At 57.6% G+C, this 21,251-nt stretch carries 14 protein-coding genes and 1 pseudogene; 4 read left to right on the forward strand and 11 right to left on the reverse strand.

Annotation, left to right across the window (positions count from 1 at the left end; all coding sequences use genetic code 11):
- Window positions 1-17 precede the first annotated feature (17 nt).
- The 6 genes from ACED87_RS04665 to ACED87_RS04690 form a co-directional block, all read right to left on the reverse strand.
- Window positions 18-1,301, reverse strand: a complete 1,284-nt coding sequence (locus ACED87_RS04665; RefSeq protein ID WP_449083880.1) for a glutamate-5-semialdehyde dehydrogenase — start codon at window positions 1,299-1,301, stop codon at window positions 18-20.
- 78 nt (window positions 1,302-1,379) lie between these two features.
- Entirely contained in the window at window positions 1,380-2,489 is a 1,110-nt protein-coding gene (gene proB, locus ACED87_RS04670; RefSeq protein ID WP_449089664.1) for a glutamate 5-kinase, read from the reverse strand.
- 81 nt (window positions 2,490-2,570) lie between these two features.
- A complete protein-coding gene (gene obgE / locus ACED87_RS04675; protein WP_449083876.1) occupies window positions 2,571-4,166 on the reverse strand; it encodes a GTPase ObgE in 1,596 nt (531 codons plus the stop codon).
- Window positions 4,167-4,342: 176 nt separating this feature from the next.
- A complete protein-coding gene (gene rpmA, locus ACED87_RS04680) occupies window positions 4,343-4,600 on the reverse strand; it encodes a 50S ribosomal protein L27 (protein ID WP_135013898.1) in 258 nt (85 codons plus the stop codon).
- Between the two features lie 53 nt (window positions 4,601-4,653).
- Window positions 4,654-4,965 carry a 50S ribosomal protein L21 gene (gene rplU / locus ACED87_RS04685; RefSeq protein WP_449083874.1) on the reverse strand — a complete coding sequence of 104 codons (312 nt, stop codon included), beginning with the start codon at window positions 4,963-4,965 and terminating at the stop codon, window positions 4,654-4,656.
- A 327-nt stretch (window positions 4,966-5,292) separates the two neighbouring features.
- Window positions 5,293-8,463, reverse strand: a complete 3,171-nt coding sequence (locus tag ACED87_RS04690; RefSeq protein ID WP_449083872.1) for an Rne/Rng family ribonuclease — start codon at window positions 8,461-8,463, stop codon at window positions 5,293-5,295.
- Window positions 8,464-8,991: 528 nt separating this feature from the next.
- Here ACED87_RS04690 and ACED87_RS04695 point away from each other — a divergent pair.
- A complete protein-coding gene (locus ACED87_RS04695; RefSeq protein WP_449083871.1) occupies window positions 8,992-9,618 on the forward strand; it encodes a vitamin K epoxide reductase family protein in 627 nt (208 codons plus the stop codon).
- 76 nt (window positions 9,619-9,694) lie between these two features.
- Here the strand turns inward: ACED87_RS04695 and ACED87_RS04700 are convergent.
- The 5 genes and pseudogenes from ACED87_RS04700 to ACED87_RS04720 all read right to left on the reverse strand — a co-directional run.
- Window positions 9,695-10,026 (reverse strand): annotated as a pseudogene (locus tag ACED87_RS04700) (nucleoside-diphosphate kinase); the annotation flags it as partial.
- Entirely contained in the window at window positions 10,027-10,464 is a 438-nt protein-coding gene (locus ACED87_RS04705) for a DUF4233 domain-containing protein (RefSeq protein WP_449083937.1), read from the reverse strand.
- A gap of 9 nt (window positions 10,465-10,473) precedes the next feature.
- Window positions 10,474-11,898, reverse strand: coding sequence for a bifunctional folylpolyglutamate synthase/dihydrofolate synthase (locus ACED87_RS04710; RefSeq protein ID WP_449083869.1), 1,425 nt, complete (start codon window positions 11,896-11,898; stop codon window positions 10,474-10,476).
- Entirely contained in the window at window positions 11,899-15,201 is a 3,303-nt protein-coding gene (gene ileS, locus ACED87_RS04715) for an isoleucine--tRNA ligase (RefSeq protein WP_449083867.1), read from the reverse strand.
- 849 nt (window positions 15,202-16,050) lie between these two features.
- On the reverse strand, window positions 16,051-16,575 hold the full coding sequence (locus ACED87_RS04720; RefSeq protein ID WP_449083865.1) for an endonuclease domain-containing protein: 525 nt from the start codon (window positions 16,573-16,575) through the stop codon (window positions 16,051-16,053).
- 606 nt (window positions 16,576-17,181) lie between these two features.
- Here ACED87_RS04720 and ACED87_RS04725 point away from each other — a divergent pair.
- The 3 genes from ACED87_RS04725 (at window position 17,182) to valS (ending at window position 21,084) form a co-directional block, all read left to right on the forward strand.
- Window positions 17,182-17,427, forward strand: a complete 246-nt coding sequence (locus ACED87_RS04725; protein WP_449083254.1) for a tautomerase family protein — start codon at window positions 17,182-17,184, stop codon at window positions 17,425-17,427.
- A 65-nt stretch (window positions 17,428-17,492) separates the two neighbouring features.
- Entirely contained in the window at window positions 17,493-18,347 is an 855-nt protein-coding gene (gene pdxY, locus ACED87_RS04730) for a pyridoxal kinase PdxY (RefSeq protein WP_449083256.1), read from the forward strand.
- Window positions 18,348-18,453: 106 nt separating this feature from the next.
- On the forward strand, window positions 18,454-21,084 hold the full coding sequence (gene valS / locus ACED87_RS04735) for a valine--tRNA ligase (protein ID WP_449083258.1): 2,631 nt from the start codon (window positions 18,454-18,456) through the stop codon (window positions 21,082-21,084).
- The last annotated feature ends 167 nt before the right edge of the window (window positions 21,085-21,251 follow it).

The following is a 21,251-nucleotide window of genomic DNA, read 5'->3' on the forward strand; positions in this document are numbered from 1 at the left end:
GCCCCATATTTCTGGTATTAGTCGCGGCTGTGCCAGTCCCCGCGCACAATCCACTTCGTAGTGGTGAGCTGCTCTAACCCCATGGGGCCACGGGCGTGCAACTTCTGGGTTGAAATACCCACCTCAGCACCCAAACCGAACTGGCCGCCGTCCGTAAAACGGGTAGAAGCATTCACATACACCGCCGCTGAATCAATATCGCGAATGAACTTCTCCGCATGACCAATATCGTTGGTCAATATCGCCTCAGAGTGGCCGGTGGAGAACTCACGGATATGGGCAATAGCTGCCCGAATATCTGGCACAGTCTTCACAGCCAAATCCAAGGAGCCATACTCAGTAGCCCAGTCATCGTCGGTTGCATCTACCGCATCTACACCCTCAGGCAAAATTCCGCGAGTAGCCTCATCCACGTGCAAGGTCACCCCGGCCTCTGCCAGCGCCGCAAGGACGACTGGGGCAGCTTCTGCGCCCTCAGCCAGCAAGAGAGTTTCCACCGTGTTGCAAGTACCCGGCCGCTGAGTCTTAGCATTCACCAAAATATCAGCAGACTTCTCAGGGTCAGCAGACCTATCAAGGAAAATATGGCAGTTACCCTCACCAGTCTCAATCACCGGCACCTTAGCGTTCTGCACCACCGACTGAATCAGGCTATGACCACCGCGAGGAATCAGCACATCAATGTGACCACGAGCCAGCATCAAGGCGGCAGCACCCTCACGACCAAACTCGTCGACCGACTGCACCGAATCAATCGGCAACCCAGTAGCGTGCAGAGCATCGCGAATAATACGCACAATCACCTGGTTACTCTTAGCAGCAGCCGAACCACCACGCAGCATCACAGCACTACCGGCCTTAATAGCCAAACCAGCAATATCAACCGTCACATTCGGGCGGGCCTCATAGATCGCACCAACCACACCCAAAGGTACTCGAACCTGCTGCAAACGCAGACCATTAGGCAAGGTAGAACCGCGCACCAGCTCCCCCACCGGGTCAGGTAGAGCAACCAGCTCACGCAAGGCCTCGGCAAGTTCATCTACTCGCCGCTCGGTCAAACGCAGACGATCCAGCATAGCCTCGCTCATACCGGCAGCTCGCTCACGCTCAAGATCCTGAGCATTCTGCTCAATAATCACAGCCGCATGCTGAACCAAAGAATCAGCAACAGCCAGCAGCGCCCGGTTCTTCCACCGAGTATCAGCCTTCGCCAGACGGCGGGAAGCAATACGAGCATCAACCGCCATGTCGGTTATCTGCTGCATCACATCATCATTCACCTGTAACTGTTCACTCATGAGCTTCTCCTTTACATAAGAGTCAAATAAGGTTGAAACAATCCTACCGGCCACCCTCCATGACGGCCCGATTATTACTTACAGAGGCGGGCTGACCAGGGCAATATTATCGGCATGAGCCACCGTGCCGTCATAGGTCTCCCCCATCGCTTTTTGAATCTGCTCAGTATGCAAACCCACCATCTGGGCAGTCTCACCAGCAGTATAAGAACTCAAAGCGTGGGCCAGCACCTGGCCAGACTCATCAACAATCGCCACCGGGCTACCACCCTCAAAGGACCCCTGAACACCCAGCACACCAGCAGCCAGCAAGGAACGACGCCGACGCAAAGCAGCAGCAGCACCAGCATCAACCACAATCGCGCCCTCAATATCAGCCAGATGCTCCAACCAGAGAGTCTGCACCGGGCGGCGCTCGCCGGTGGCATAAAACCAGGTGCCTACGTCCGCCCCAGCAAAAGCTGCACGAGCATTCGTTGCGCTCGTAACCAGCGCCGGGATACCGGAGGCCGCCGCCACCTGGGCAGCCTTAACCTTAGTGGCCATACCACCAGAGCCAACACCGGCAGCGCCGACCGAGCCGATCGACAAACCTGCCAAATCAGTAGCATCACGCACACTACTGACCCGCTCCCCGCCCAGGTCGGGGTGACAGGTGTAGAGAGCATCAACGTCCGACAACAAAAGCAAAGCATCCGCTTTGACAGTGTGGGCCACCAAAGCCGCAATACGGTCATTATCGCCAAAACGAATCTCACGGGTTGCTACCGCATCGTTCTCATTGATAATAGGCATAACACCCAAGTCCAGCAGACGCTCAAGCTGACGGTGGGCATTCTGGTAGCGATCACGAGCCATCAAATCCTCAGCCGTGAGCAAGACCTGGGAGACAGTGACCCCATAACGGCTAAAAATATCGGTGTAGCGGCTCATCAACAAGGACTGACCAACGGACGCTGCTGCCTGCTGGGTTGCCAAATCCTTAGGGCGGCGCGACAGACCCAAAGGGGCCAAGCCAGCAGCAATAGCACCAGAAGAAACAAAGACCAACTCAATGGAGGGGTGCTCTTTCTTCTTCTTAGCCAGCACATCAGAGATGGTGGCAATAGCTAATTCATCTAAGGAGTTCTCAATAGAAGTCAGGGACGAAGAACCAACCTTAACGACGATACGTTTAGCCCGGGGCATATCGGAACGCTCAACGATAGGGCTGCGGCGGTGCTTACCGCGTGATTCGGCGCTGGCCTGAAAGGCGCCCTTCAGATCCAATTATTCTTCTCCTTTAGCACGCTTCTGAGTCTTAGCCGCCTTAGCCTTGGCCTGACGGGCCTCATCAACAGATTCAGTCCAGATACCGGCCACACGCTCAGCTTCAAGCTCAGCACGAGCCTCAGCCTTGGCGTCCATACGCTCATGGAACTCAGCCTTACGCTGGGCACGAGTGGGGCGAATGAGCTCCTCCAGGCGGGCATCGGTACCGCGAGGAGAAGACAGCAGCTCAGCACCACCAACCATAGTGGGCTCCCAGTCAAAGACCACAGCATCTGCTTCTTCACCAATCACCACAGCGTCCCCCGCGACAGCACCAGCCTTGAAGAGCTCATCTTCAACGCCCAGCCGGTTAAGGCGGTCAGCCAGGTAACCAACAGCTTCATCATTATTAAAGTCGGTCTGCTTAATCCAGCGTTCAGGCTTCTCACCAATGACGCGGAAGAGCGGCTCAAGGTTGCGTTCTTCCTTACGGATAATGAATTCCTGGCGCTTCTTGGAGCGGAAGCCCTTAGGCTTGACCACGGTAGTATCTTCAGCCGGGGCGTCCTTGCTCTTCTTGCGGGCCTTACGGTCTGCCTCTACCAGCTCTGCCATGGCAAAGGTTAGCTGCTTGAGACCCTCATGGGAGGCGGTTGAGATCTCAAAAACCCGGTAGCCGCGCTCTTCAAACATGGGGCGCACAAACTCAGCCAGTTCTCGGGCTTCAGGCACATCAATCTTGTTGAGCACAATAATCTGGGGGCGCTCGTTCAGGGGAACGGTGACGCCTGCGGTGGGGTCAACCTCGTAGTTTTCAAGTTCGCCGCGAATAACATCGAAGTCGCTGATGGGGTCGCGGTTCGGTTCCAAGGTCGCACAGTCAATCACATGAACCAGGGCACTAGAACGCTCCACGTGACGCAAGAAGCGGTGGCCCAGACCCTTGCCATCAGAGGCACCTTCAATCAGACCGGGCACGTCTGCAACGGTGTAGCGGATATCGCCAGCCTGCACCACACCCAAGTTAGGGATCAAGGTGGTAAAGGGGTAGTCAGCAATCTTGGGGCGGGCTGCTGAGATAGCTGCAATCAGGGAAGACTTACCGGCTGAAGGGTAGCCCACCAGGGCGATATCTGCGATGGACTTGAGTTCTAGGACAATATCGCGGGTGGAACCGGGAATACCTAGCAAAGCAAAACCCGGTGCCTTACGTTTAGTGGAGGCCAGGGCAGCGTTGCCCTTACCGCCGATGCCGCCTTCAGCTGCAAGGAATTCATCACCGATACGCACCAAATCAGCTAGCACGTTACCATCACGGTCTTTAACCACGGTGCCTTGAGGGACAGGCAGAATCAGGTCTTGACCGTTAAAGCCGTGGGACATGTCCCCTCGGCCGATATCGCCGTTAGGGGCGCTCTGGTGGGGGCTGTGGTGGTATTCCAGCAAGGTGGTAGTCTGAGGGTCAACGCGCAAAATGACGTCACCGCCCTTACCGCCGTTACCGCCGTTGGGGCCACCCAGGGGCTTAAATTTCTCACGACGAACAGAGACACAGCCGTGCCCACCGTGCCCACCAGTTACGTGTAGGACCACGCGATCTACAAATTCTGCCACGAGTGCAAGCTCCTTCAAGCTAAAGGTTTGGTTTGATTATCTAGTCTACAGGGTCGCCCCGTCACCAGCCTGTGGCCAGGTGCCCCGTAGACGGCTTATGATCAGTATGGTGCGCAAAAGGGCGACTACGAGTTGCCCCGTAATCGCCCTTCTAACTGATGTGAGGTGATAAAACCTTACTCAGCGGCTGCAAGGATGTTAACAACCTTGCGGCCCTTGCGGGTACCGAATTCGACCTTACCTGCTGCCAGAGCGAACAGGGTGTCGTCGCCACCGCGGCCTACGTTGTTGCCGGGGTGGAAGTGGGTGCCGCGCTGACGAACGAGGATTTCGCCTGCGTTGACGGTCTCGCCGCCGTAGCGCTTAACACCGAGGTACTGGGGGTTTGAGTCACGGCCGTTGCGGGTGGAGCTTGCGCCCTTCTTATGTGCCATTGATGCCTACCTTAGGTCAAAGAGTGTTGGGATAAAACCAGTTTACGCTGAATTTACGCGTTGATCGCAGTGATCTTAACGGTGGTCAGTTCGGCGCGGAAGCCCTGACGCTTCTTGTAACCGGTCTTGTTCTTGTACTTCTGAATAACGATTTTGGGACCGCGAAGGTCTTCAATCTTTTCTGCGGTGACCTTGGCTGAAGCCAGGGACTGTGCATCAACGGTGACCTTGTCGCCGTCAACTAGCATCAGCACGGGCAGCTCAATGGTGCTACCGGGCTCGCCAGCGACGCGGTCAAGGGTAACCAGGTCTCCAACTGAGACCTTTTCCTGGCGGCCGCCAGCGCGGACAATTGCGTATGCCACTTGGGAACTCACTTCTTCTTGACGTCATTTTAATGATTCAGAACAACTCCCCTGCAAGGAACTGGGGCGCAACAGCAAGGTGGTGGCCCTGTTTGCCCAGGGGTACCGGGCGACTTCAGGATCTATCGTTCTGAGGTGGTTTGGCCTTACCCCATATGGAATATGCCTAGCTGAGTCCACGCTAACGCTTGCTTGTGGAAACAACACCGACTCACCAGTTTACGTGGTGAGTCGGTACTGGGCAAGATATGTGGTGAACCCCTCAGAAGGCATGGCAGAGCTTGCGCTCGCTGCGAGCTTGCCATACCTCCTGATAGGTTCTTTCCCTTATTTACCTGCCCGCTTGATATCTGCAGCCGAAACACCAACACCAAGCATGACGGGGGCGTCACCCTGGGAAGCTACGGGCTTTTTAGCCTGGTCGATGCTGGCAAGAACAGAGCTACCGGTTGCCGCGGCAAGCTCCTGAGTACGAACCTCAGTTGAGCCAGCACCTGAGCTCACCGCGCGGCGGGCACGACGCTTCTTACGGGGTGCCTCGCCAGGAGCGGCTACAGGTGCGGACGCCTCAGCGGGGGTTTCACTGGGAGCCTCAACCTTCTTGCCCGGTGTAGCAACACCGGTAACAGCCGGATCAGCTACAACCTCAATAGGAGCCACATACTTAACGTCGGAGCTAGAAGCACGGCGGGGCTTGCGGTTGCGCCCCTTAGCGGTCTCGTCCTGGCTACGGGCTCCACGGCGATCGGTGCGGTCGGCACGGTCGTTGCGGTCTGCGCGGTCGTTGCGGTCTGCACGGCCTGCTTGGTCGTAACGGCCAGAACGCTCACCGGCAGTAGCTTCTTCCCCATCACGAGGCTCATAGTCACGCCCAGCCTTCTGCGAAGCACGGGCACGAGCCTCAGCTGCACGAATAGCATCCAAACGAGCCGAATTCTGGGTGAAACGAGAATCAACCTCAGGGTCAACATCCAAAGAGGCATCAGAGTTAGCTGAGAAATCATCTGCAGAGATTTCTTCGCGCTTCTTACCGCCACGGCGCTTGGACTGGTTGCGCGAACGTCCGCGCTGACCAGAGCGATCCTCGCTCTCAGCACCATCTTCAGCGTCAAAGACAGCAGCCAGAGACTCAAGAGTGAAAGAGCCCTGCTCCCCCATTCTCTCTTCAGGCTCAGGCTCTACACCGGTGGGAAGCTCAATGACCTCGTCCCCAATAGTGAGCACCTGCTCACCGTGGCCCTCCTGGGTGCGCTGATTCTCCAGCTCCTGCCCAGACTCAGCCCGGCGATTACGCTTGCGGCGCTTACGCTTACGGGCAGACTTCGACTCAGCCTCGCCCTGCTCATCCTCAGTGTGGGAACTAGCTGCAACAATATTAGCTAGGGCAGCCTTGCGAGCCTCAGTCTTCTGCTCGTTCTCTTCATCAACCTCAGCGAAGTCACGGCGGTTCTGAGCCTTCTGGTTGCGGTAGCGCTTACGGTCATCACGCTCAGCGCGGTGAATGAAATCGCTAGCACCCCCGGTGCGGCCCTTCAAGGGCTGATCGTGTACTAGAATACCGCGGCCAGCGCAGGCCTCACAGGGTTCTGAGAAGACTTCCAGCAGGCCAGTACCCATCCGCTTACGGGTCATCTGCACCAAACCTAGTGAGGTCACCTCAGCAACCTGGTGCTTAGTACGGTCGCGCCCCAGACACTCCACCAGACGGCGAAGAACCAGGTCACGGTTAGATTCGAGCACCATGTCAATGAAGTCAATCACCACGATGCCGCCAATATCGCGCAGGCGCAGCTGGCGCACAATTTCCTCGGCCGCTTCCAGGTTATTCTTGGTTACGGTTTCTTCCAGGTTACCGCCAGAGCCAGTGAACTTACCGGTGTTCACATCCACCACAGTCATAGCCTCAGTACGGTCAATCACCAAGGAACCACCAGAAGGCAGGTAGACCTTGCGGTCCAGGGCCTTAGCCAGTTGTTCTTCGATACGGTAGTGGTCAAAGAGGTCATCGTCCTCCTCCCACTTTTTGAGGCGGTTCAGCAGATCAGGGGCAACATAGGTAACGTAAGCTTCGATGGCGTCCCAGGCATCTGAGCCTTGAACCATCATCGAGGTGAAATCTTCATTGAAGACATCGCGCACGGTCTTAATGGTCAGGTCAGGCTCCTGGTAGAGCAGCTCAGGGGCCAGCACCTTACGGGACTCACTCTTAGCCTGAATTTCTTCCCACTGCACCCGCAGGCGGTTGATGTCATTGCTCAGCTCTTCTTCGCTGGCACCTTCAGCGGCGGTACGGACAATCACACCGGCGTCCTCAGGCAGACGATCCTTGAGAATCTTCTTCAGACGCTGACGCTCAACATCGGGCAGCTTACGAGAGATACCGGTCATGGAGCCACCGGGCACATAGACCAGGTAGCGGCCCGGAAGGGAAACCTGGCTGGTGAGGCGAGCGCCCTTGTGCCCTACGGGGTCTTTGGTGACCTGCACGAGTACTGAATCGCCTGCTTTGAGGGCGTTTTCGATTTTGCGGGGGGCACCGTCAAGACCGGTGACATCCCAGTTGACTTCACCAGCGTAGAGTACGGCGTTGCGGCCTCGGCCGATGTCAACGAAGGCAGCTTCCATGGAGGGTAGTACGTTTTGTACCTTGCCTAGGTAGACGTTGCCGATGAGGGAGTCTTGCTGGGTTTTGGAGACAAAGTGCTCTGCTAGGATCCCGTCTTCAAGTACGCCGATTTGGATGCGGTCGTCCTTTTGGCGAACTAGCATCTGGCGGTCCACTGATTCGCGGCGGGCAAGGAATTCTGCTTCGGTGATGACCTGGCGGCGGCGGCCGGTGGCGCGTGTTTCGCGGCGGCGTAGGCGCTTGGCTTCTAGGCGGGTTGATCCGCGGACGCCGGTGACCCGGTTAGTGCTGTGTGAGTCAGATAGGCGCGGGGCGCGAACCTTCACGATGGTGTCTTCGGGGTCGCCGTCGGTGCCGCCTTCAAATTCTAGGTCGGCGTCCCCGCGGCGGCGGCGACGGCGGCGGTGGGAGGTGACTTCGGGGTCAAGATCAGCTAGGCGGCGTTCGCGTCGTTCTGCTTCTTCGGCTTGGCGGCGGGCTTCTTTTTCAGCCCGTAGCTGCTCCATGATTTCGTCCATGTTGGGCGAGTAGAAGAGCATGTTGTTAGAGCTTACGGCTGCATTGACCTGGGCGAGTTCTTCTTCCTTGATTTCGCGCAGGCTCTTCTGGGGCGTGGGAGACTCTTGAGTATTTTCTGTGGTGGTTTGCTCGGTCTGGTCTACAGCTGTCTCGGTTTCTTCTGCGGTAGCCTCAGTTTCTGTGTCGACTGTCTGTGTGTCGGCGGCCTCCGTGGCCTCTTCCTTATCGGGACTCTTGGCCGGGGCTTCTTCCGCCTCAGTGTTTGCTTCGGTAACCGGCTGTGTGGCTGCGGTTGCTTCTGCAGCCTGGGTTTCTTCGAGGTTTTCTGTTACCTCGGGCTGTTCGCTGCTCATCAGCGATCACTCTCCTTGTATTCGTATGCCCCTGCCGCACCAACGGTCTTGCCTGCAGTCGGTGGTCCCTACCTCTTGAGGGTGGTCCGCCGAAATCCTTGTTTACCCGGCAGAGCCATAGCTCCTTGGCGTGCTCGACAGGTCAAGGCTTCTGTGCGCCATGTCGAGGGGTGCCGGGCCAGCGGCAACAACCCGAGTCAGCGCTAGGGCTGAATGGTGTGGGGCCTGTCGGTAAGGACGCTTGCCGGTAGGCAGTACGTCACCGGCCGTCTCGGGGTGCCTGCTGGGTAGTGTCACCGCGTGCGGGCGGCACACTACCACACTCATTCTCTCACACCCTGGCTATTTTCACCCCATCAAAATCCAACTGGCCCCCTACCCTACTGGCCGCAGTCTGTGGCCTGGCCCCATGCGTCCTTACCTGGGAACTTAGTAAAGAACACTTCCTTGTGGTCTGTACAAGAGGGCTGGTGTGGTCTCTGACCCGTACTATGGAAAGGAAAGATTTATACAGTCAAAGGATTCACCGTGTCTATCCCCGTGAACACCCCCCATACTGATAGTGATATCAGCCAGGCCCAGCGTGATCGCCGGTTCGGCTGGTTCACCCTCATTCCCGGCCTACTAGCCTTCGTCTCTGGGGCTATCTTGGTCTATGAGCGCCTGCAAATTTATATGGACGGCGCCCACAAGTCAGTGTGCGACATTAACGCCCTGCTCAACTGCGGCACCGTCATGCGCACCTGGCAGGCTGAGGCTTTCGGCTTCCCTAACCCCTTTATCGGTATCGCAGGTTATGCTATCGTCCTCACTATCTCCACTGCCCTCATCGCTGGGGCATCATTTGCCCGCTGGTACTGGGTGGCCATGCAGGTGGGCCACACCCTGGCCATGGCCTTTGTGCTCTGGCTCTGGTACAACACCACCTTTGATATCAACGCTCTTTGCCTCTTTTGCATGATTGTGTGGGTGATGCAGACTATCATCTTCGTGAAGGTCACGACCCGCAATATCCATGCCGGGGTTATACCTGCTTCTGAGAGTATCCGCCAGGCTGCCCCTAACTGGACTTGGTTCTCTATCATCTTGGTCTGCATCTTAGTCTTCGGTATTATTTTCATCCGCTTCTTCGATGTGATCATGGGAATGTTCTAAGCCCTTCCTCAACACCAAAAGGCCGGGGCCCCTATAGTGGGGGCCCCGGCCTTTTACATGCTCAGGTGACTGGCAGCTAGGAGCCAAACCAGAGCGCAATTTCCCTTTCTGCAGACTGTGCTGAGTCCGAACCGTGCACTAGGTTCCTCTGCGCTCCCTCCCCCAGCTCCGGCCAAAGTCCCCGCGGATAGTACCAGGGGCGGCCGTAGTGGGGTTAGACGAACCCATCAGGTTCCGAGCACCTTCCACCACTCTCTCGCCCTCTAGCACCAGCGCCACCAGAGGCTCAGAGCCCATATAAGATACCAGCGGCTCAAAGAAAGACTTACCCCTATGCTCAACATAGTGCTCTTCTAAAAGCTGGTAAGAAGGCACCAGCATTTTCAGTTCAACAATCCGGTAGCCTTTTTAGGCAGGGTTAGCTTTCTCCCATTCCTCCTGCTCTTTGGCGCGCACAGCGTTCTCAGCATCTAGCCGGGCACCGCGCGTCACCGCATACCAGTAGGCCACAGCAAAAGCCGCACCCACAAAGAACATAGATGGTAGGGCAAAACCCACAAGGATCAGGGCCCCTTGCAGGGCGTACCCCAGGTGGTAACCCCACGGCTTCTTCAAGAAGGCCGGGGCCACCACCAGGGCTGCTGCCAGGGCTAAACCAAGGGCCCAAATGACGACCTTGACCCAGGTGGGGGCACCAAAATGGTGACCGAAAATGGCCAAGGTCGCAAAGAAAGCAACCAGGGACTCAAGCGAAAGCACCATGGAGGTAAACATGACCTTGATAGAGCGCAGCTTCTTAGGCTGGCCCGGGCGCCATTCACGCTGGGCGCGCGTCATTCTCACCATCATCTTCCCCTAGAGCCCCAGCAGGGTGCTAGCTTCGCCCACCACGGTAATAGAACCAGTCACCAGTACAGCAGAGTTCAAGTTAGGCACATCAGCTGCTGCCGTCACCGCTGCCGAGAGAGCATCAGGGATATTCTCATAGGTCTCGATAGCATCTTCATCAAAACCAGCATCAAGAGCCAGCTGGGCTAGCTCTTCAGGGGCAATAGCACGCGGGGAATCTGACCTGGTCAGATGCAACACAGTGCGCCAATCAGCCCGGTCAACATACTCATCAAAGAGCACATTCAGCATGGACTGGGCATCCTTTTCACCCAAAACACCCACCAGCAGATGCAACTCCTCAAAGCTGAAAGACTCCTTGAAGGCAGCAGCAGAAGCAGCCACCCCGTGAGAGTTATGGGCAGCATCCAGCACCACCAGAGGCTCCCTACGAGCCACCTCAAGACGACCCGGCGAGCGCACCTCACCAAAGGCCAACTTCACCAAATCAGGGTTCAGCTCTTTTTCTCCCCCACCCAAGAAAGCCTCAACTGCCGCCAGGGCAAGGGCGGCGTTCTGGGCCTGATGGGCCCCGAAAAGGGGCAGGGCTATCTCTTCATACCGGCCAGCTAAACCCTGGATGGTCAGTAGCTGCCCGCCCACACCAGCGGTACGCTCCACGGTGCCGAACTCTACACCTTCAAAACGGTAGTCGGCCTTGTGGGATCGGGCAGCTTCCAGGAGCACCTGGGCGGCAGAAGGGTCTTGGGCGGCAGAGACCAAAAAGCCGCCGTCCTTAATAATTCCTGCCTTCTCCCCGGCAATCTCAGCCAGGGTCTGCCCCAGCATGTCGGTGTGGTCCAGGCCGATGGGAGTAACCACAGATACGGTAGCCTCAGCAACGTTAGTGGCGTCCCAGCAGCCCCCGATACCGACCTCAAGCACCATGACGTCCACCGGTTCGTCCGCAAAAATAGCGAAAGCCAGAATGGTCAGGGCTTCAAAGTAGGTGATGCGGGGCGCGCCAGCTGCCTCAAGTTCAGCGTCCACCATCTGCAGGTAGGGCTGAATCTCATCCCAGATACGCACGAAAGTGGAATCTGCCACCGGTTCCCCATCGATAGAGATCCGCTCGGTGACCTTAGAAATATGGGGGCTGGTGTAGCGGCCCACCCGGATATCGTGGGCCATGAGCAGGCGCTCGACCATGCGGGCGGTTGAGGTTTTACCGTTGGTTCCGGTGATGTGAATGACCGGGGCTGCCTTATGCGGTTCACCCAGAATTTCTACGGCACGGTCCATAGCGTCCAGGCGGGGGGCCATCTTGTGCTCAGGGGCACGAGCCAGCAGGTCCGCATACACCGAGGCCAGGCCGGGGGCGTCATCAGCACGCGCGCCCTCGGCAGCGATCTCGGCAAATACGGGGTCAAGCTCCATTTTGTCCTTGGTCATTTAGGCCTTCTTCACAGTCGCTGAGAATTCAGCGCCTTCCAGGTAGTTCACTGACACAGCCAGGGTCTCACCAGCTACCAGTTCCTCATGCTTCTTAAGAGCCTCAAGGTCAGCAGCAGGGGCGGTGATGGTTAGCTCGATACGGTCTGAGACGTTCAGGCCAGCGTCCTTACGTTCAGACTGGATGGCGCGGACGGCATCGCGGGCAGTACCCTCAGCCCGCAGCTCATCGGTCAAAGTGGTGTCAAGGACCAAGAAGCCACCACCGGGCAGAACAGAGACAGCCCGCTCAGCAGCACCATCAGTTTCTGCTACCACGGTTTCTAGCTCGTACTCACCAGGCTCCAGGGCCATATTGTCAGGGCCAACCACCACGGTGCCGTCCTCGGTGACCTTCCAGTCCCCGCTCTTAGAGGCCTTGATAGCGACCTGAACCTGCTTGCCCAGGCGGGGGCCAGCGGCGCGGGCATTGACCTTAAGCTGCTGGGAGATACCAAAGTCAGCAGGAGCCACCTGGGCAGCATCCAAGAGTTCTACCGCCTTGATGTTGAGCTCATCAGCAATGATGGACTCAAAAGTGCCAGCTAAATCCTTACCGCCGGCAACGGCCACAGTCAGGGCTGCTAGAGGCTGGCGCACACGCAACTTGTGGGCCTTACGCAGGGCAGAACCAGCGGACGCCACAGTGCGGGTAGTCTCCATGAGGGCAAGTAGTTCTGCCTCATCCTTGAAGTCTTCCGGTGAGGGCAGATCAGTCAGGTGCACCGAACGCTCCCCGGTCAGGCCGCGGTAGATTTCTTCGGTGGTCAGCGGCAGCAAAGGTGCAGCTACCTTCACGAAGGTGACCAGGGCGGTGTAGAGCACGTCGAAAGCGGCGGGATCTTCATTGAAGAAGCGCTCGCGGGAGCGGCGCACGTACCAGTTGGTCAGGGCATCAGTGTAGGTGCGCAGGGCCTCACAGGCTGCTGAGATGTCGTAGGAGTCCATGGCCTCGGTGACTTCAGCAACTAGCTGGCGGGTCTTGCCCAAGATGAAGCGGTCCATGACATGCTGCCCCTCGGTGACCAGCTTAGCCTCGTAGCCTGCGCCATTGTTAGCGGCGTTAGTGTAAAGGGCAAAGAAGTGGTAGACGTTCCACAGGGGCAGCATGACTTGGCGTACACCCTCACGGATACCCTGCTCGGTGACAATCAGGTTGCCGCCGCGCAGGATCGGGGATGACATGAGGAACCAGCGCATGGCGTCCGAACCATCGCGGTCCAGAACCTCAGAGACATCCGGGTAGTTACGCAGGGACTTAGACATCTTCTGACCATCCGAGCCCAGAACGATACCGTGGGCGATCACGTTCTCAAAGGCGGTGCGGTCAAAGAGGGCAGTTGCCAGGATGTGCATGGTGTAGAACCAGCCGCGGGTCTGGCCGATGTACTCCACAATGAAATCTGCCGGGTAGTGGGCCTCGAACCACTCCTTGTTTTCAAAGGGGTAGTGGAACTGGGCGAAGGGCATAGAACCGGAGTCGAACCAGACGTCCAGCACGTCTTCTACACGGCGCATGGTGGACTTGCCGGTGGGGTCATCGGGGTTGGGGCGGGTCAGCTCATCAATGTAGGGGCGGTGCAAATCAACGTCGCCGTCCTTATTCAGGGGCAGGCGGCCAAAGTCAGCTTCCAGCTCAGCCAGGGAGCCGTAGACGTCGGTGCGAGGGTAGTTAGGGTCATCAGAAACCCAGACCGGGATGGGAGAACCCCAGAAGCGGTTACGGGAGATGGACCAGTCGCGGGCATTTTCAACCCACTTACCGAACTGGCCCTGCTTGACGTTCTCAGGGATCCAGTTAATGTTCTCATTCAGCTCGCTCATGCGGGCCTTGAAGTCAGTAACGCGCACATACCAGGAGGTGATAGCACGGTAGACCAAAGGGGTGCGGCAGCGCCAGCAGTGGGGGTAAGAGTGCACATAGGATTTCTCGCGAATCAACACACCCTCAGCCTTGAGGGTATTGATGATGGTGCGGTTAGCATCAAAAATCTGCACGCCAGCAACATCAGCCAAGGGAGCACCCTCAGCTAGAGAAGCGTCAGCGAAAAGGTCCAGGAACTTAGCGCCCTCGTCGATAGAAAGAATGACGGGAATACCGTAGCTCTCACAGACCTTCTGGTCATCCTCACCATAGGCAGGTGCCTGGTGGACCAGACCGGTACCATCGGTGGTGGTCACATAATCAGCAACCAGAATCTGCCAGGCTTTTTCAGTGCCGAACTTTTCGGTGTCAGTGAAGTAATCCCACAGGGGTGCATAGCGCACGCCCTCCAGCTGAGCGCCGGTGTAAGTGGCGGTCACAGCCTCACGGGCAGCGTCCACGGGATTTTCAGCATCCCCGTAGCCAAGGTCCTTAGCGTACTCCCCCAGCAGGTCGGCAGCTAAGAGGAAACGACGCCCCTCCAACACACCAGCACCGGGAACCACAACATAGCTGATCTCAGGGCCAACAGCCAGGGCCTGGTTGGTGGGCAGGGTCCAGGGGGTAGTGGTCCAGGCGATAGCCTCAACCCCGGCCAAGGCCTCTGCAACGGTCTTATCAGTAGCCAGGGAGGTATCACCAGTGATACGGAAGGCCACGGTCACGGAGGGGTCTTGACGGTCCTTGTAGACGTCATCGTCCATACGCAGCTCGTGGTTAGATAGGGGGGTTTCGTCCTTCCAGCAGTAAGGCAGCACGCGGAAACCCTCATAGGTCAGGCCCTTATCGTACAGCTGCTTGAAAGCCCAAATCACAGACTCCATGTACTCTACGTTCAGAGTCTTGTAGTCGTTCTCAAAGTCCACCCAGCGGGCCTGGCGAGTAACGTACTCTTCCCATTCCTTGGTGTACTTGAGCACAGATTCGCGGGCAGCATCATTGAAGTTATCGATACCCATCTCGATAATCTGCTGCTTATCAGTCATACCCAACTGCTTCATCGCTTCAAGCTCAGCAGGCAGGCCGTGGGTATCCCAGCCAAAGCGGCGTTCAACCTTGTGGCCGCGCTGGGTCTGGTAGCGGGCTACCAGGTCCTTAACATAACCGGTCAGCAGGTGGCCGTAGTGGGGCAAGCCATTAGCAAAAGGAGGGCCATCATTGAAGACGAACTCGTTGGCGCCGTTCTCACCAGCCTCACGGTTATCGATGGAGGCTTGGAAGGTTCCATCATTCTTCCAGTAATCCAGCACTGCTTCTTCGAGTGCGGGGAAAGAGGGGGAAGGAGCTACAAAACTGGCTCCACTTGCGCTTGCCTTGGGATAAACAGGCTTCTTGGTCATGGTTGCACCCTTAGGTTCTTGTCTGCCTAGTACTTGGGGTGCAAGGACGCCTGCCCACCCCCGCCTGCTCGACGGGTGAGAAACCTGCGCGGTACCACCTTGCTTACCGGCTAGCGTGCCGGTCGCTTCATGACTGCTGTGACGGGCTTACCCGCCCGGTTCTACTAAGATTTTCATCTGTTCTTCCGGGGCGCTCGCCGGTGATTGCCGGGTCAGTACGCTGGTTGTGTTCCTATTCTAAGTGGATTTGAGGTCACTGTCGAACCTACTTCCTACCCTGCTTTCACTGAGCAAGATGGAGCTTTTAAAAGAACTGCGCTGGCACCCCAGCCTCGCATGAGCGGGGTGGACTACCAGCGCAGTGTCAGTAGGGTGATGAGCCACTACACAAGCTATTACGGGCTCACCCGTCCCATCTGCCGGTTACATCTATTCCGCGCACTCCCCTCGCCGCAACGAAATACGGGGGTGTGCAGGTACAACCAACACCAGGATTGCTCACCGGCCATCCACCGGGTCTGTGCAACTTTCTCTATTTTATGCCGGTTACCCACAGGTGTCTAACGGTTTATCAGGCAAACACAGCCCGCCAAAATCACATCCAAGAGAGAGTTACAAAGGTGTGAGACTACATATAGTGCCCAGCAACCACAACGACCCCTAGATAAGGGAATGCACAACCAGATAGATGTGAGCGATTGGGCACAAATTACAATTCTTACCCCTGGCTTACCCTAGTATTTTCCCCTCCCTGACCGCTGACGTCCGCGCCCCTTCTTCCAATGAGTGCCCATCAGAGTCTCGAAGCGCTTATGCCGCCAGTGGGCACTACGAGAGTCTGGTGGACATCTAGCGGTAGCGAGCACGGCAGAAGGCTCGCTCCACCTTAGTTTTAAGATCATGCGGACGCTGGGTAAGCTCGTCCCAGGTTACTCGAAGCACCTCCCACCCCTGCCCTCGCAGTAGAGCCTCGCGCTCATTTTGCCGCCCAAAGACGTCCTCACGCTGACCAAACTGGGTATATTTAATCTGCCCATCAAACTCAACAATGATATTGAAATCTGGCCAAGCAAAATCTGCTCTGAACTGCTGCCCGTAAACCCCAATCACATACTGCTCAACAGGTCGAGGCAACCCACACCTCATCAGAAAAAGCCGGAGTAAGCTCTCTCCCGGTGACTCGCTGAGAGGGCTTACAGTATCTGCGATAAGGCGAGCCTGCACAGAGCCACGACCAGACATTCCCCGCAAAGCACCTACCAGCTCTTGATACTCAATCTGCCGCAAAGAACTATCGGCAAGCACGAGCGCCTCTTCAAAATCCATCACTCGCATACAGTGGAGAACCGTATCTAGCGGAGCGGTCACAGCCACACCTAAACGCCTCTGGGTTTCATACCGCTTGTTTCTATGCCGAATAATCCGAGGCGTAGGGTTCCCATGAGACTGACCCACTGTATGAATAGAAGTAGGTGTATGGAGTAACCACATATCATGAACCGCTGCCGCTGAAGAGTGGGACAAGACCGAGGTTTTGAGTCGGCTTCTGCCAAACCCAATAATCTGAGCCAGATACTGTTGACTAGGGTAAAGCTGAGAATAGAAGGTACTTTCTATGTAGCTTGCGTAGCCAAGCCGCCGGTACTGGCCACGAGCGACTGCACGGGCGAGGGCGTCTTTGTTCATGCCTCGTGCAGATAAATCCTCTGTAGTCTGCACAGCCATAGCAATTTCTTCCGGTGTTTTCATGTTCAGATTATTAGTAACATCAGATGAATACCACCAGGTAGGTGTCTCCTGTGGAGAGCGGTTTGCGCCTTGGGGTGTTGTGGATGCAGTAAAAGTGGTGAAGCTGCGGCGCAGTATGACGCAGCTGAACTGAGTGTCCACAAGAATCTTGCACCGCCCACCAGAGAGATAAGCACTCCGAGAGTCTGGTGGGCACTCAAAGACGCTAGCTGGCCCGATGCGCCGCTAAACTTGGGTGCAAGTATTACCAAGGAGAAGATGATGCCCCTCATTAACGTCTCGTACGCCTCGGCCCAGTCTGAGGAGAAAAAAGCAGAACTCATTGCTGAGCTCACCCGCACTTATGCCCGGGTGATGGGAACTAAAGAGAGTTCAGTGTGGGTGATGCTCAATGAGGTGCCGCGCACCGACTGGGGTGTGGGCGGGCAACCGTTAGCGGCCCTTGATGCGGTGACCGCTAGAGGTAACCAGGGGTAACTAGCGGTAAGGACGCCGGCCGCACCTGCCCAGGGCACAGCCCGGGGCGTGCCACAATGGTAACTATGCGTATTTTGTCTATTCAGTCTGCTGTTGCCTACGGCCACGTAGGTAATTCAGCCGCCGTTTTTCCCCTGCAGCGCCTTGGCCACGAGGTCATGCCCGTCAACACTGTTCTGTTCTCAAACCACACCGGCTACGGGGCCTGGCGTGGCCCACTCATCTCAGGCGATGACGTCCGTGAGATTGTCACCGGCATTGAAGAGCGGGGCGGCCTGACCGACACTGCCCTGGTCATTTCTGGCTACCAGGGTGGCTCATCGATTGGCGATGCCATCCTCGATGCCGTTGCCAAAGCCCGGGCGGCAAACCCCAAGGTCCTCTACTCCTGCGACCCGGTACTAGGTAACGCCACCAGCGGCTGCTTTGTCTCCCCAGAGGTGCAAGAGCTGATTCGTGACCGTGTGATTCAGCACGCCGACATCATCACCCCCAACCAGTTCGAACTAGGTTTTGTGACCGGCACCGACCCCAAGACCATGGATGAGGTACTCGACTCTGTGGCTGCCGCCCAGAAGATTGGCCCCCAGACCGTGCTGGTCACCAGCGTCAACACCCCTGAAACCCCTGAAGATTCCATTCAGATGCTAGCTGTTTCAGGTGATGAAGCCTGGCTGATTACTACACCGCGCCTGCCTATGAAAGCCAACGGCTCAGGGGACGTCACCCAGGCCCTCTTTGCCTCCCACTTCGCCTCAGGTAAGAGCCTGAAAGAGGCCCTGGAGCTGACCACCGCCAGCGTCTACGAGCTGCTGAAGAACACCCTGGCCTCAGGCCAGCGTGAACTGCAACTGGTTGAATCCCAGCAGGCCTACGTTGAACCGGCCCAGACCTTTGAGGCTGTAGCGGTTAAGCGCTAAGAGCTACTAGAGGGCTCAAGGGTTTTTACCCAGTGGACGGAGTTCTCCCGCTGACTGTAGTCAATCTGACCTGCATAAGAAATCTATCCGTGAGAGAATAGGCACCATGGCTGAAATCAACCAGGGCACAGACACGCCCGCAGAAAACACCGTAGAAATTACCGTCCCCACAAAGCCCGGCCTTGAAGGCCTCGAAAAGAAGTTCACCGAGAACTGGGCCGCCAACAAGACCTACGCTTTCGATACGAACACCACCCGCGAGCAGGTCTACTCCATCGATACCCCGCCGCCGACCGCGTCCGGCTCCCTGCACGTCGGTCACATGTTCTCCTACACCCAGACCGACGTCATCGCCCGCTACCAGCGCATGAAGGGTAAGAACGTCTTCTACCCCCTGGGTTGGGACGATAACGGCCTGCCCACCGAACGCCGCGTACAGAACTACTATGGGGTTCTCTGCGACCCCGCAATCCCCTACGACCCTGATTTCACAGCTCCTGAAAAGCCGGCCAAGAACCAGCGCGACTGGCCCCGCATTTCCCGCAGAAACTTCATCGAACTGTGTGAAATCCTGGCAGTAGAAGACGAAAAGGTCTTCGAAGAGCTCTTCACCACCCTGGGTCTTTCCGTTGACTGGTCGCACACCTACCGCACCATCGACGCCCACTCCCGCAAGGTCTCCCAGCTGGCCTTCCTCAACGACCTGGCAAGCGGGGATGCTTACATGGCAGAAGCACCCACCATGTGGGATGTCACCTTCCGCACCGCAGTTGCCCAGGCAGAACTTGAAGATAAGGAACGCCCCGGCGCCTACCACCGCATCTCCTTCCACCGAGAGAACGGCGAAAAGGTCTGGATCGAAACCACCCGCCCCGAACTTCTGCCCTCCTGTGTAGCCCTGGTTGCCCACCCCGATGATGAGCGCTACAAGCCCCTCTTTGGCACCAAGGTCACCTCGCCCCTCTTCGGTGTAGAAGTTGAGATCAAGGCCCACCCTCTGGCCCAGCCCGATAAGGGCGCCGGTATCGCCATGATTTGTACCTTCGGTGACACCACCGACGTCACCTGGTGGCGTGAACTGCAGCTACCCACTCGCGCCCTCATCGGCCGTGACGGTCGCTTCTCCGCCGACACCCCCGAGTGGATTACCTCTGCTGAGGGCCGCGAACGCTACGAGCGTATGGCTGGTACCACCGTCTTCACCGCCCAGAAGACCGTTATTGAAATGCTGGTTGAAGCCGGCGAAATGGACGGCGACCCCAAGCCCATCACCCACCCGGTCAAGTTCTACGAAAAGGGCGATAAGCCCCTGGAAATCGTGGCCTCCCGCCAGTGGTACATCCGTAACGGTGGCCGTGACGCCGAACGCCGTGAGGCCCTGATTGAACGCGGCCGCAACATCACCTGGCACCCGGCCTTCATGCGCTCTCGCTACGAGAACTGGGTTGAGGGCCTGAACGGCGACTGGCTCATTTCTCGTCAGCGCTTCTTCGGCGTGCCCTTCCCCATCTGGTACAAACTCGATGCCGATGGTGAACCCAACTACGATGAGCCCATCATCCCCAGCGAAGAGATGCTCCCTGTTGACCCTGCCGCAGAGCCTGCCCCCGGCTACACCGAAGAGCAGCGCGGCCTACCCGGTGGCTTCATCGCTGACCCCGACGTCCTGGATACCTGGGCCACCTCATCGCTGACCCCGCAGATTGCTACCGGTTGGGCCGTGGACGAGAACCTGCACAAGGTCACCTTCCCCATGGACCTGCGCCCCCAGGGTCATGACATTATCCGCACCTGGCTCTTCTCCACCGTGGTACGCTCCAACTCCCTGGAAAAGTCCGTGCCCTGGACCGACACCGCCCTTTCCGGCTGGATCCTGGACCCAGACCGCAAGAAGATGTCCAAGTCCAAGGGTAACGTCGTGGTACCCAACGAGGTTCTAGAAAAGTACGGTTCGGACGCCGTGCGCTACTGGGCTGCCAGCGCCAAGCTGGGTGCCGATACCGCCTACGATGAGGCCCAGATGAAGATTGGTCGCCGCCTGGCTATCAAGCTGCTCAACGCCTCTAAATTCGTACTCGGTTTAGGTGCTACCGCCAACTCGGTCATCACCGACCCGGCTGCCGCGGGCGTCCTCACCAATGAGCTGGACCGCTCCCTGCTAGCCCGTCTAGCTGCCCTAGTTGAAGAGGCCAGCGCCGCTTTTGAGAACTACGAGTACGCCCGTGCCCTGCAGATCTCTGAGACCTTCTTCTGGCACTTCACCGACGACTTTGTTGAACTCATCAAGGACCGTGCCTACGGTAACGTCGGCGAAGCAGAACAGGCCTCTGTTCTTGCGGCTCTGGCCACCACCTTGGACGCCATGCTGCGCCTTTTCGCCCCCTTCCTACCCTTCGTCACCGACGAGATTTGGTCCTGGTGGCGAGCAGGCTCGGTCCACCGCGCGCCCTGGCCCACCACCGATGGTTTTGCTACCGCCGTAGCGGACGCCGACCCGGCCGTCCTGCCCACCGTTGCCGCTGCTCTGGGTGGTCTGCGTAAGGCCAAGTCAGAGGCCCAGGTCAAGCAGCGCACAGAGGTTGAAACTGCAACCATCACCGGTTCAGCGGACGACCTTACCCGCATCCGCGGCGGTCTGGGTGACCTCAAGGCCGCAGGTAACGCCCGCGACCTCACCCTCACCGAAGCAGAGGGCGAGCTGGCTGTCACCGACGTTGTGCTCATTACTGAGGACTAAAACTAATGTTATGGGGCCTGCATACCCCCTAGGCTGCTAACCTTCTTGAGCTCGCGCTGGGGCGCTCGCTCAATTCATGCCAGCCCCAGCCAGCCGCCTGCGGGGGGGTATACAGGCCCTGACGTAGTTGCGTCTCAAAAGATTAGGCCCGGTTCCAGCGCTTCTGG

It is taken from the genome of Rothia sp. 32237D007AR (genome assembly GCF_053544675.1).